The following is a 12769-nucleotide window of genomic DNA, read 5'->3' as shown; positions in this document are numbered from 1 at the left end:
GCAGGATCCGCCCGGCGGCCCCGGCCGTCAGGCAGCGGCCTTCGTCCCGCGGCGGTTGAACGGGAGCTGGCGGCGGAGCCCGAACGAGATCATGCGCCGCTGAGGCGCCGGCGCTCGCCGAGGCCGACGGGCGGCCGCGGCCTGCCGGGCGTGGCGCGCTCCGGCGGGTCAGACGGCCTTGGAGAGGAAGGCCCGGGTGCGGGGGTGGCCCGGGGCGTCCAGGACGGCGGCTGGCGGGCCCTGCTCGACGACGGTCCCGGCGTCCATGAACACGACGGTGTCGGCGATCTCGCGGGCGAAGCCGATCTCGTGCGTCACGACGATCATGGTGGTGCCGGCCCGCGCGAGGTCCTTGATCACGTCGAGGACCTCGCCGACCAGCTCCGGGTCGAGCGCCGAGGTCGGCTCGTCGAAGAGCAGCACCTTGGGTTCGAGGGCGAGGGCCCGGGCGATGGCCACGCGCTGCTGCTGGCCCCCGGACAGCTGCCGGGGGCGGGCGTCCGCCTTGTCGGCGAGGCCGACCCGGTCGAGCAGCCGTCGGGCCGTCGCCTCCGCCTCCTGCCTCGGGCGCCGCAGCGCGGAGACGGGGGCCTCGACCAGGTTCTCCAGTACGGTGAGGTGCGGGAAGAGGTTGAAGTTCTGGAAGACGAACCCGATGCGGGTTCGCTGCCTCAGCACCTCCCTCTCCTTGAGCTCGTACAGCCTGCCGCGGGCCCTGCGGTAGCCGATGAGGTCGCCGTCCACGCTCACCCAGCCGCGGTCGACCTTCTCCAGGTGGTTGACGGTGCGCAGCAGGGTGGACTTCCCCGAGCCGGAGGGGCCGATGACGACGGTCACCTCACCGGTCCGGACGGTCAGGTCGACGCCGCGCAGCACCTCCAGCGGTCCGAAGCTCTTGTGGACGCCGCGCACGTCGACCATGACGTCGTTCACGGGCTCGCTCCTCATGCGTGCTCGGCCGGGTTGATCTGCGAGGCCCCGATCGCGGAGGCGCCGGTGCCCCACTTCTTCAGGATCCGGGCGTAGGTGCCGTTCCTGATCAGCTCGTTGACGGCGGCCTGGACGGCCGGGGTGAGCGGGGAGCCCTTCTTGAAGGCGAATCCCACGTCGAGGCGGTGGTACTCGCCCAGGAAGGTGGTCTCCGCGGCGGGCTGCGCGGCCTGGTGCCGCAGGCCGTTGACCGTCGACATGACGACGTCGATCCGGCCCTGCCGGAGTGCGGTGGTGACGGCTCCCGGTTCGGAGAAGACCTTGACCTCGTACGGCTTCTTCCCGGCGGCGAGGCAGACGCCCTTGCGTTCGGTGAGGGTCTTCTCGAAGGTGGTGCCCGCTCCGGTGCCGACGGTCAGTCCGCACAGCTGGACGAGGTCGGTGACCCGTGTGGTGAGGCGGGTGCTGCCCGTCTTGACCGCGAAGCCCTGACCGTCGTTGACGTAGGTGACGAAGTCGACGGTCTTCAGGCGTTCGGCGGTGACGCCGAAGTTGCCCGTGCCGAGTTCGTACTTGCCGCTGCCGAGGGCGGGCAGGATCGTCTCGAACGAGGCGTCCTGCCGCTCCAGCTTCACCCCGAGGACCTTGGCCACCGCGTCGGCGATGTCGATGTCCTGCCCGGCGGGCGGTTTGTCCGGTCCGTTCGGGTAGTAGGCCGAGGGTGGGGATCCCGTGGAGCTGCCGACCCTCAGGGTGCCCGTACTGCGGACGTCGGCGGGGAGCAGGGAGGCGACCGCGTCCACGGTCCGTACGTCGGCCACCGGGTCGTCGGCCGGTGCCTGGGCGCCCGCGGGCACCGGGGTCCCCCCGCCGGAGCCGCAGGCGGTCAGTGCCAGGACGGGCAGGAGGGCCAGCGCCGCGGTGCCGCGCAGGGTGCGGCCGGCGGGGGTCACGCGCGCACCGCCGCGGCGGTCCGGACGGGTTCGGCCGCGGACCGCGCGGCGTCGCGCTTCGCCACTTCCTCGCGGACGAGCGGGATCACGTACCGGCCGAAGTCGACGGCGTCGTCCAGCAGTTCGTAGCCGCGGGCGGAGAGGACGTCGACTCCGAGGTCGTGGTAGTCGAGCAGGGCCTGGGCGACGGTCTCGGGGGTGCCGACCAGGGCGTTGGAGTTGCCCGCGCCGCCGGTGGCGGCGGCGGTCGGCGTCCACAGCGCACGGTCGTAGCGCTCCCCCGCCTCGGCTATGGCGATCAGCCGCTGCGATCCGGTGTTCTGCGGGGCCGCGGCCTCCGTGACGCCGCCCCGGTGGTGCCGTGCGGGGGCCGCGTGGCGCCGCTGCCGGATGGCGCCCAGGGTGCGGTGCGCCTTCTCCCAGGCCAGTTCCTCCGTCGGGGCGATGATGGGGCGGAAGGCGACCTGGATGCGCGGGACGTCGGTCCGGCCCGCGGCTGCCGCCGCCGCCTTCACGGCCTCGATCTGCTGGGCGGTCTTCTCCAGCGGCTCGCCCCACAGGCAGTAGACGTCCGCCTCGGCGCCGCCGGCGGCGTACGCGGCGGGTGAGGACCCGCCGAACGAGACGTCGGGGCGCGGCTGCCGGGCGGGGAAGACGTCGCTGACGAAGTCGTGGAAGCGGTAGTGCTCGCCCTCGTGGTCGAAGGGCTCGCGGGTGGTCCAGATCTTCTTGACGATACGGATGTACTCGCGCGTGCGGGCGTAGCGCTCGTCCTTGGTGAGGGTGTCCCCCTCGCGGGCCTGTTCGTGGTCGTTGCCCCCGGTGATGAAGTGGACCGTCAGCCTGCCCCCGCTGATCTGGTCGAGGGTGGCGAAGGTCTTGGCGGCGTAGGTGGGGTACGAGACGTTGGGCCGGTGGGCGAGCAGGAGCTGGAGGCGGTCCAGGCGGGCGGCGACGTAGGCGGCGGCCGGCGCGGGGTCCGGGGATCCGGAGCCGTAGGCGAACAGCACCCGGTCCCAGCCGTGGTCCTCGTGCGCCCGGGCGAGCCGGAGCGTGTACTCCCTGTCGAACGCGGCGCCGGATCGCGCGGTGGTTTCGGAGCCGTCGTTGGTGGCGGCGATGCCGAGGAACTCCACGGGCATGTGGTGGCCTTTCGGAAGGACGGTGGTGCGCACACGGGCAGGGGCGGGCGTCGGCTCGTGAGACGGCCGACGGAATCGCGGACGCGGGGGGGGCGGTGCGGGCGTGACGACGCCGGGCGTCGGGGACTGCGGTGCGGCGGGGCGGCGGGGCAGCGCGCGTCCGGGCGCACGGCACACCGCCGTACATCGGCGGGTGGTGCGCAGGAGATCTCGGCCCGCGACGGGGTCACCGAGGGAGGGAAGGGCCGATCAGGCAGCCCGCTGCCGCATCAGGCGCGACACGCGGCGGACCACACCCGACCGAAGTCGATGTGGCCGCGCGAGACGAGGCGCTGATGGGCGTTCATGCGACTACTTGAGCAGTACGCGATGGTCTTCGTCAAGCAACGGACGGATCCCGGACGGTCCCCGCCCGGCCGGAGCGTCGGCCCGGTTGACAGCGCGGTGCCGCGGGCGCATACGATCGGCGGCGGATCGGCCCCCGCCCCGCTCGGGCCCTTCCGGCCGCGTTGAGGGACGCGGCGAGCGTGACGACACACCGTCCCGGACACCTGCCCGTCCACGCCGCACCCCCTCGACTGGAGGGCCTCCCATGGCCACCGTCCCTTCCGAACTCTCCTCCGCCACCGCGCAGCCCGTGCCGGAGGCCGACGCGGGCACCGGTCCCGGTCCCGGTGGTGAGCCGCCGCGGATCGTGCCGCGGCGGCGCACGGGCCGCCGGCTGTCCGCCGCTGCCGGCCTGCTGGTCCTCGCGCTGGTACTGCGTTCCGTGGTCCTCAACGACGCCTTCCAATGGGATGTGGTGGGGCGGTACTTCACCACGTCCGCGGTACTGAGCGGGCTGCTGCTCACCCTGTGGCTGACCGGCGTGGTGATGGTGCTCGGCTTCCTGGCCGGCACCGTGCTGGCGGTGATGCGGCTCTCCGAGAGCCCGGTCCTGCGGACGCTGAGCTGGGGCTACGTGTGGATCTTCCGCTCCACGCCGCTTCTGGTGCAGCTGCTGTTCTGGTTCAACATCGGCGCCCTGTACCCGACTTTGGGACTCGGGGTCCCCTTCGGGCCCGAGCTGTTCAGCGTCAGGACGGTGAACCTGCTCGGCCCGACGCTCACGGCCGTCATAGGCCTGACCCTGCACGAGAGCGCCTACGCCGCCGAGGTGGTGCGCGGCGGCATCCTGTCCGTGGACCCCGGCCAGACCGAGGCCGCGCAGGCCCTGGGCCTGAGCGGGCCGCGCACCCTGCGCCGGATCGTGGTGCCGCAGGCGATGCGGTCGATCGTGCCGACCGCCGGGAACATGCTGATCGGCACCCTCAAGGGCACGAGCATCGTCAGCGTGCTGGCGGTGCACGACCTGCTGTACTCGGTCCAGCTGGTCTACAACCAGAACTACCAGGTGATCCCGCTGCTGCTGGTGGCGACGCTCTGGTACGTCGCCGTCACCACCGTGCTGAGCGCGGGCCAGTACTACGTGGAGCGGTACTACGCGCGGGGCGTTACCCGCGACGGCTCCGCCGGCACCGGCCGAAGGCCGTTTCATTTCACGAAGAGGCATTACATGTACGGCGGATGAAATCGGCCCGCGCAAAAGCGCGTTCCGTTATCGAGGCCGTTGACACCCCTTATCGGGGCTGCCTAGCTTACGCCGCAGCCAGCACATCCGCGGTCCCTCCTCCACGGCATGAAGGCTGCTTTCGATTCTGCGCTTCGCCGAAGCCGCTGGAGTTCCCTTGACCGAATCCCTGCTCCTCTCCCCGCCCGCCGGCCCTCCCGGCCCTTCCAGCCCCTCCGGTCCTCCGGGGGCGGCGGAGCGGGTCCTCCCGCTCCGCCGCCCCGGCCGCTGGGTGACCGCCGCCCTCGTCCTGGTGCTGGTCTCCCAGGCCGCCCACGGGCTGATCACCAACCCCTTCTACCAATGGGACCGCTTCGCGTACTGGTTCCTGCGCCCGGTCGTCCTGGACGGGCTGCTCATCACCCTCCAGGTCACCGCGTACAGCGCGGTCCTCGGCCTGGCCGGCGGTGTCCTGCTCGCCCTCGGCCGTCTGTCGGGCAACCCGGTGGTGCGGTCGGTGAGCTGGACGTACGTCTGGCTGTTCCGCTCCGTGCCGCTCATCGTCGTCCTGCTCTTCCTCTACAACCTCAGCGCGCTCTATCCCACGCTCAGCATCGGGGTGCCGTTCGGGCCCGCCTTCGTCACCTTCGACGAGTCCCGGCTCGCCACCGACATCGTGGTCGCCGTGATCGGACTGGGCATGTGCGAGGCGGCGTACGCGGCCGAGGTCGTCCGGGCCGGCGTGCTCTCCGTCGACCAGGGCCAGCAGGAGGCGGCGTCCGCCCTCGGGATCCCCCGTCGGCGGCAGTTCACCCGGATCGTCTTCCCCCAGGCCCTGCGCTCGATCGTCCCCTCCTACGTCAACCAGCTGATCGGCCTGCTCAAGGCCACCTCGCTCGTCTTCTACGTATCGCTCCTCGACCTGTTCGGCTCCGTGCAGAGCCTGGCCGCCACCTATCCCGGCGACGTGGTGCCGCTGCTGCTGGTGGCGACCGTCTGGTACGTGATCCTCACCAGCCTGGTCTCCGTCGTGCAGTACCACGTCGAGCGGCACTACGCCCGCGGCGCCGTGCGCGCCGTGCCCGCGCCCCTCCTCCAGCGGGCCCGGAAGGGCCTGCGCGACCTGCGGCTCCGCTTCCGCCAGGAGACGGCCGCGTGACCCCGCCCGCACCCTCGACAAGGAACCCCATGCGACGCCAGTCCACCCTGCGCACCAGATTCGTCCGCGGCCTCGGCGCCGCGACCGCCACCGCCGCCCTCGCCGCCGGACTCACGGCGTGCGGCGGCGACGCGAAGGCCGACGGCGGCGGCGCGACGGGCAAGGTGACCATCGGGGCCGTCTCCAACGGCGCCGCCCAGCAGGCCGAACTGTCCGCCCCCGTCGTCGAGTCCCTGCGCGCACAGCTCCCGAAGGAGGTCCGCGAGCGCGGCGAGCTGGTCATCGGCGTCGGCGCCCTGCCCGCCGGCTTCCCGCCGCTCGCCTACGTGGGCACCGACCAGAAGACGCTCACGGGCGCGGAACCGGACCTCGGCCGCCTGGTCGCCGCGACCCTGGGGCTGAAGCCGGTGTTCAAGAACTCCACCTGGGAGAACCTCTTCGTCGGCATCGACAGCGGCAAGGTCGACGCGGCCTTCTCCAACGTGACGGTCACCGAGGACCGGAAGAAGAAGTACGAGTTCGCCTCCTACCGGCAGGACAACCTGGCCTTCGAGGTGCTGAAGGACAGCACCTGGAACTTCGGCGGCGACTACCGCGCCCTCGCGGGCAGGACGGTGTCGGTCAGCAAGGGCACCAACCAGGAGAAGATCCTCCTGGAGTGGCAGGCCAAGCTCCGGTCCGAGGGCAAGGACGTCGAGGTCAAGTACTTCCCCGACCCCAACAGCGTCCACCTGGCCCTCAGCGGCAGGAAGATCGACCTCAGCTTCGGCCCGAACCCCTCCATCGCGTACCACATCACGCAGACCGCGAGCGGTAACGCCCCTACGCGCAACGCCGGTTCGTTCTCCGGGGCCGGAGAGGGGCTCCAGGGACTGATCGCCGCGACGGCCAAGAAGGACAGCGGGCTGGCGAAGCCGCTCGCGGACGCGGTCAACCACCTCATCGGGAACGGCCAGTACGCCCGCCTCCTGGCCGCCTGGAACCTCTCGAACGAGGCCGTCACCACCTCCGAGGTGAACCCGCCCGGCCTGCCGCCGGCCGCGTCATGACGACGGACGCGGACCCCGTCGCGGGTTCACGGGCCGCACCCTCCCCGCACGTGCTGGACAACGCGGCGTGGGCCTCGCTCCGCGGTGCGCACTCCGCCTTCGCCGAGCACCCGCGCGGAGCGGCGCGCGGAGCCGCGCGCGCCGCCCGCTACGACCCGGTCGTCTCCCCCTTCGCCGCCCTCGCCGAACCGGCCGAACCGCGCTCCTGGGCCGATCTGGCCGCGCTGGTCGGCCCGGGCCGCACCGCCGCGCTGTCCGGTCTGCTGACCCCGCCCGAGGGCTGGGAGACCGTCGGCTCCGTCGACGGGGTCCAGCTCGTCGACACCTCCCTGCGCGCCGAACACGCCCCGGAGGCGGTCCGGCTGGGGCCCGCCGACGTACCGGAGATGCTCGACCTGATCGGGCTCACGAAGCCCGGGCCGTTCCTGCCCCGCACCGTGGAACTGGGCACGTACCTCGGCATACGGCACCGGGGCCGACTGGTCGCCATGGCCGGGGAGCGGCTGCGCCCGCCCGGGTGGACCGAGATCAGCGCGGTGTGCACCCGTCCCGGGTACCGGGGCCGGGGCCTGGCGACCCGGCTGGTGCGCGCCGTGGCGGCGGGCATCCGGGAGCGGGGCGAGGCCCCTTTCCTGCACACCTCCGCGGCCAACACGGGCGCCGTCCGGCTCTACGAGTCGATCGGATTCACGGTGCGCCGCCGGCCCCGCTTCATGGCGGTCCGGGCCCCGGGCCACGCAACCGCCAAACACATTTGACATTCCCGTCGTCGTACGGCCGCACGATCGGGCGTAGCGTCATCGGAAAGATCTTCTCCGCACTGTGCCGCACCATTCCCCTTTCGTCCTTTCCCTTTCCCCTCCCCCTCTCTCTTCGCCCCTCTTTTCCCGTACGGCCGATCAGGAAGGCGTAACCCGCCGTGTCCGAAATCCCTCCCGCCCTGGTGGCCGCGTGAAGTTCCTGGCCATCACCCTGATCACGGACTCCACGGACCCGGTGACGGGTGCTCCCACCCCCACGCGCGAGCGGTTCCGCGAGGTCGTGGCCGCCGCCCGGCTGGCGGAGTCGCTCGGCTTCGACGGCTTCGGGGTGGGCGAGCGCCACGAACGGCCGTTCCTGTCCTCCTCACCGCCCGTGGTCCTCTCGCACATCGCCGCGCTGACGAGCCGGATCCGGCTGTTCACCGCCGTCACCACCCTGAGCCTGCTCGACCCGGTGCGGGCGTACGAGGACTACGCGACCCTCGACCACCTCTCCGACGGCCGTCTGGAGCTGATGATCGGCAAGGGCAACGGCACGGCGCAGCGGGAGCTCTTCGACGTCACCCCCGAGGACCAGTGGGAGCGCAACACCGAGGGCTACGAACTGTTCCGGCGGATCTGGCGCGAGGACAAGGTGACCGCCGAGCCCCGCTTCCGCCCCGCCCTGACCGGGGCCGAGGTGCTGCCGAGGCCGTACCAGCGGGCCGTCCGGATCTGGCACGGCAGCGCCACGAGCCGGGAGTCCGTCGATCTCGCCGCACGCCACGGGGACCCGCTCTTCTCCGCGAACGTCACCCATCCCATCGGCCCCTACGCCGAGCTGATCCGGCACTACCGGGAGCGCTGGGAGCACTACGGGCACGATCCCTCGCACGCGGTCGTCGGCGCGGGCACGGCCGGCTTCCACACGGCCCCCACCTCGCAGCGGGCGGCGCTGGCGTACCGGCCGGCCTTCGCCCGGTACCTCGACGCGCACGCCCGGCAGGGCCTGGAACCGGTGTTCCCGACACTGGAGGACTTCATCGAGCGCAGCTCGGCGCTGATCGGCAGCCCCCAGCAGGTGATCGAGAAGGTCCACCGCTACCACGCGGAGTTCGGCCACACGGTCCTGCACCTCCAGGCCGAGCCGGGCGGGCTCACCGACGGCGAGCACCGCGCGTCGCTGGAACTCTTCCAGTCGGACGTCGCCCCGGTACTGCGACGCGAGATCCCCGACCCCGCCTTCCCGTCGGTGTGATCGCCCTCGGCTGCGGCAACATGGTGTTCACCGCAGCGCGCACGCGGGGTAACAACCCGTTCCTAGCGTGACCGGTCGTTGGACGGACATGGACCCAGTCCCGCCGGGAGGCCTCGCATGAGCACCACCGAGTCACCACGGACCACCGCCGGCGCGACGGAGGACGTCGCGGCCGGCGGCCACGCGGTCAAGGAGACGCTGGAGGACTACACCCTCCGGTTCGCGCCGCGCAGTTACCGCCGCTGGACCCCCATGGTCGTGGCCACCACGGCCCTCGGCGGCATCGCCTACATGGCCGACTTCTCCATCGGCGCCGGCATCGGCCTCGCCCACGGCACCGGCAACGCCCTGCTGGCCATCGCCGTCGCCGCCGTCGTCATCTTCGTCACCGGCTTCCCCCTGGCCTACTACGGCGCGCGCTACAACATCGACCTCGACCTGATCACCCGCGGCTCCGGCTTCGGCTACTACGGCTCCGTCCTCACCGGCGTCATCTTCGCCAGCTTCACCTTCATCTTCTTCGCCCTCGAAGGCGCCATCATGGCCCAGGGGCTCGGCCTCGGGCTCGGCCTGCCGTTGTGGCTGGGCTACGCCGTCTCCACCCTCATGGTGATCCCGCTGGTCGTCTACGGCATGAAGGCGCTCAGCAAGCTCCAGGTGTGGACCACCCCGCTCTGGCTGCTGCTCATGGTCGGTCCACTGGTCTACCTGATCGCCGAGGACCCCGGCACGGTGGACCGCTTCCTCGCCTACGCCGGCACGGACGGCGACGGCGCCGTCAACACCGCCTCCGTCATGCTCGGCGCGGGGGTGTGCCTGTCCCTGATCGCGCAGATCGGTGAACAGATCGACTACCTGCGCTTCATGCCGCCCAGGACGGAGGCGAACAAGCGCGCGTGGTGGACCGCCGTGGTCATGGCCGGCCCGGGGTGGGTCCTGCTCGGCGCGCTCAAGCAGGCCATCGGCGTCTTCCTGGCCGTCCGCATCATCGCCGAGGTCGGACCGGCCGCCGCGCCCGAGCCGATCCGCCAGTTCCGGGGCGCCTTCGAGGCGATGATGCCCGGCTGGGCGGTCATCCCGCTGGCCGTGGCCCTCGTCGTCATCAGCCAGATCAAGATCAACGTGACGAACGCGTACTCCGGGTCGCTGGCCTGGACGAACGCCTTCACCCGCGTCACCCGGCACTACCCCGGCCGCATGGTGTTCGTCCTGGTCAACCTGGCGTTCGCCCTCGCCCTGATGGAAGCCGACATGTTCAGCTTCCTGGGCGGCGTCCTGGGCTTCTACTCGAACTGCGCGATCGCCTGGGTGGTCACCGTGGCCACCGACATCGGCATCAACAAGTACGTGCTGAAACTGTCCCCGCTCCGGCCGGAGTTCCGCCGAGGCATGCTCCACCCGGTCAACCCCGTCGGCGTCGTCGCCTTCGTCGCCGCCTCCGGCCTGTCGATCGCCCTGTACTTCGGCCTCCTCGGCGACGGCCTCCAGCCGTACTCGCCCGTGGCGGCGGCCGTCATCGCCTTCGTCCTCACCCCGCTGACGGCCGTGGTCACACGGGGCCGCTACTACCTGCGCCGCGGCGACGACGGCATCGCCGAGCCCCTGCTGGACCCCGACGGCAACCCGAGCGCGGCCGTCCTCGACTGCCACGTCTGCCGACAGCCCTACGAGCGCCCCGACGTCACCGCCTGCCTCACCCACGACGCGGCCGTCTGCTCGCTGTGCCTGAGCACCGACAGAACCGGCGAGCACGTCCTGCCGGCCGGCGCGTAGGGGTCGCCGGGCTCACCCGACGGGGTGGGTCGCCCTGTTCCGGTCGGCCCGGAGCGGCCCACCGTACGCGGCCGGCCGCAGCGGCCCCCGACGCCCCGCGGTGCACGCCGCTCAGCCGAGGGCGGCGAGGTTCCGGCGGACCTTCTGGGCGAGGGCGGGCGGTAGTTTGCCGTAGCCGGTCTGGGTGGCGCCGTCGCCCTCGGCCACGACGGAGCCGAGGAAGGGGCGCGTACGGGCCAGGGCGGCGGCGTCGTTGCCCCGGTCGCACAGGACGGCGTAGCCGATCTGCGTGATCGGATAGGCGCCGGCGGCCTTGGTGGTGAAGTCCGGTTCCAGGGCGAGATCGGCCCCGGTGCCCGTGATCCGGGCGGTGGCCACGGCCTTGGTGGCCGACTCCGCGCCGGCCTCGACCGGCTCGGGCGCGCCGGTCGCCAGCCGGACGGTGGTCAGGCCCGCGGCCTCGCCGCCGAACCGGGTGAACGAGACGGCCCCGGCCCTTTGCTTGACCGCCTGGGCGACGAGTGCGCTCGACACGCCCGGGCCCCCGTCGACGACTGCCAGCGAGGACTGGGGAGTGCTCCCCCAGCCGGTGGGGACGGCCTTCGACAGGTACTCGGTGAAGGCCAGCGTCGTGGAGGACTCGTCGGTCGGGGTGACCACCTGGATCGCGGTGTCGGGCAGCAGCCGGCCGGGGTTGACGGCCGCGATCTCCGCATGGTTCCAGCGGGTGACCTGGCCGTGGAAGATCCGGGCGAGGGTGGCCGCGTCCAGGGTGAGGGAGTCCACGCCCGGCAGGTTGACGACGACGGCGACGGGCAGCACGGCGAGCGGCAGGTGGACCGGTTTCCCGCCGTGGCAGCGGGCGGCGGCGGACTCGGCCTGTGCCGCCGTCAGGGTCCGGTCGACCACGGCGAAATCGGCCGAGCCGTCCCGGAACTGCTGGATCCCGGCGCCGGAGCCGGTGGGCGAGTAGTTCGTGCCGGTACCGGGGCAGGCGTCCTGGTAGCGGGCCGCCCACCGGTCCATGGCCGCCTTGAAGGAACTCGCCCCGGCGGCGTTGACGGCCCCGGCGGGCCCGCACGCGGGGGCGCTCGCGCCGGGGCTCGCCCCTCCGGAGGCCACCCCGGAGCCGCGGCCCCCCTTGTCCTGGTCCCGCAGCCCCTGCCAGGCGGCGATCCCGCCGGCCCCGAGCGCCACCAGGACGGCGAGGGCCACGGCGGGCCTGGTCCACCGCCTTCGACCGGGCACCTCGGGCTCCGGCGCCGGCTCGGGCGCGCCCTCCTCGTCGGGCACCGGCGGCGGGTCTGCGACGGCCGTGGGAGGGGGTCCGAACACGCCGGCGGGCGCCAGGGGCACGCCGGCCGGCGGGACCACGGGCGGGCTCGCCGCCAGGAGGGTCAGGAGGCCGGGGACCGTCGGCCGGTCCTCCGGGTCCTTGGCCAGGCAGGACTCGACGAGCGGGGCCAGTTCCGGGGGCAGGCCCGTCAGGTCCGGGTCCTCGTGGACCACCCGGTAGCCCACCGCATGGGCGTGGTCCCCGTCGAACGGGCCGTGGCCGGTGGCCGCGTGGACCAGGACCGAGCCGAGGGCGAACACGTCGGCGGCCGGGCCGACTTCACCCCGCCGGAACTGCTCCGGCGCCATGAACGGGGGCGTGCCGACCACCACCCCGGTCCCGGTCAGGGCCGTCGTGTCGGAGCCGTCCGCCGCCCGCGCGATGCCGAAGTCGATGACCCGGGGACCGTCCTGCGCGAGCAGCACGTTGCCGGGCTTGAGGTCCCGGTGCACCAGTCCCACCCGGTGGATGTCCCGCAGCGCCTCCACCAGCCCGGCCGCGAGCAGCCACACCTCGGCGGCCGGCAACGGGCCCCGGCCGTGGACCCGTTCGGCCAGCGAGGGCCCGCTCACGAACAGGGTGGCCAGCCACGGCTCCTCCGCGTCGGTGTCCGCGTCCACCACCGGCGCGGTGAACGCCCCGCTGACCTGCCGGGCGGCCGTGACCTCGCGGCGGAACCGCTGCCGGAAGGAGGGGTCTTCGGCCAGCTCGGGCCGGATGACCTTCACGGCGACCTGCCGCCCGGACAGCGACCGCGCGCGGTAGACCACGCCCATCCCGCCGGCGCCGAGCCTGCCCTCCAGCAGGTAGCCGCCGATCTTGCGCGGATCACCGTCCCGCAGCGTCACGTTCCCAACCCCGCCATCCCCACCGCCTGACG

The 12769-nt window shown here is 72.7% G+C and carries 10 protein-coding genes; 6 read left to right on the top strand and 4 right to left on the bottom strand.

Annotated features, from left to right (window positions below; translation table 11 throughout):
* Nucleotides 1-168: 168 nt before the first annotated feature.
* From OG553_RS32660 to OG553_RS32650, 3 genes are read right to left on the bottom strand one after another with little or no spacing between them, the layout of a single operon-like run.
* Entirely contained in the window at nt 169-933 is a 765-nt protein-coding gene (locus tag OG553_RS32660; RefSeq protein ID WP_405982445.1) for an amino acid ABC transporter ATP-binding protein, read from the bottom strand.
* 11 nt (nt 934-944) lie between these two features.
* Nucleotides 945-1883, bottom strand: a complete 939-nt coding sequence (locus OG553_RS32655; protein WP_405982444.1) for an ABC transporter substrate-binding protein — start codon at nt 1881-1883, stop codon at nt 945-947.
* A complete protein-coding gene (locus OG553_RS32650) occupies nt 1880-3025 on the bottom strand; it encodes an LLM class flavin-dependent oxidoreductase (protein ID WP_405982443.1) in 1146 nt (381 codons plus the stop codon). Before OG553_RS32650 ends, OG553_RS32655 begins: the two co-directional genes overlap by 4 nt.
* A 592-nt stretch (nt 3026-3617) precedes the next feature.
* Here OG553_RS32650 and OG553_RS32645 point away from each other — a divergent pair.
* The 6 genes from OG553_RS32645 (at nt 3618) to OG553_RS32620 (ending at nt 10553) form a co-directional block, all read left to right on the top strand.
* Nucleotides 3618-4595 carry an amino acid ABC transporter permease gene (locus OG553_RS32645; protein ID WP_405982442.1) on the top strand — a complete coding sequence of 326 codons (978 nt, stop codon included), beginning with the start codon at nt 3618-3620 and terminating at the stop codon, nt 4593-4595.
* A 169-nt stretch (nt 4596-4764) separates the two neighbouring features.
* Nucleotides 4765-5733 carry an amino acid ABC transporter permease gene (locus OG553_RS32640; RefSeq protein ID WP_405983201.1) on the top strand — a complete coding sequence of 323 codons (969 nt, stop codon included), beginning with the start codon at nt 4765-4767 and terminating at the stop codon, nt 5731-5733.
* A gap of 29 nt (nt 5734-5762) precedes the next feature.
* A complete protein-coding gene (locus OG553_RS32635) occupies nt 5763-6782 on the top strand; it encodes a transporter substrate-binding domain-containing protein (RefSeq protein ID WP_405982441.1) in 1020 nt (339 codons plus the stop codon).
* On the top strand, nt 6779-7540 hold the full coding sequence (locus OG553_RS32630) for a GNAT family N-acetyltransferase (protein WP_405982440.1): 762 nt from the start codon (nt 6779-6781) through the stop codon (nt 7538-7540). Before OG553_RS32635 ends, OG553_RS32630 begins: the two co-directional genes overlap by 4 nt.
* Nucleotides 7541-7733: 193 nt before the next feature.
* Complete coding sequence (locus OG553_RS32625) at nt 7734-8780, top strand: LLM class flavin-dependent oxidoreductase (RefSeq protein ID WP_405982439.1); 1047 nt, start codon at nt 7734-7736, stop codon at nt 8778-8780.
* Nucleotides 8781-8897: 117 nt separating this feature from the next.
* On the top strand, nt 8898-10553 hold the full coding sequence (locus tag OG553_RS32620; protein ID WP_405982438.1) for a purine-cytosine permease family protein: 1656 nt from the start codon (nt 8898-8900) through the stop codon (nt 10551-10553).
* A 111-nt stretch (nt 10554-10664) separates the two neighbouring features.
* Here the strand turns inward: OG553_RS32620 and OG553_RS32615 are convergent, their stop codons facing one another.
* Entirely contained in the window at nt 10665-12737 is a 2073-nt protein-coding gene (locus OG553_RS32615) for a serine/threonine-protein kinase (protein WP_405982437.1), read from the bottom strand.
* Between the last annotated feature and the right edge of the window lie 32 nt (nt 12738-12769).

The sequence above is a fragment of the Streptomyces sp. NBC_00158 genome, assembly GCF_045160885.1.
GTDB lineage: Bacteria > Actinomycetota > Actinomycetes > Streptomycetales > Streptomycetaceae > Streptomyces.
The sequence above is the reverse complement of the archived record's forward strand: the minus strand, read 5'-3'. Positions and strand labels throughout refer to the sequence as shown.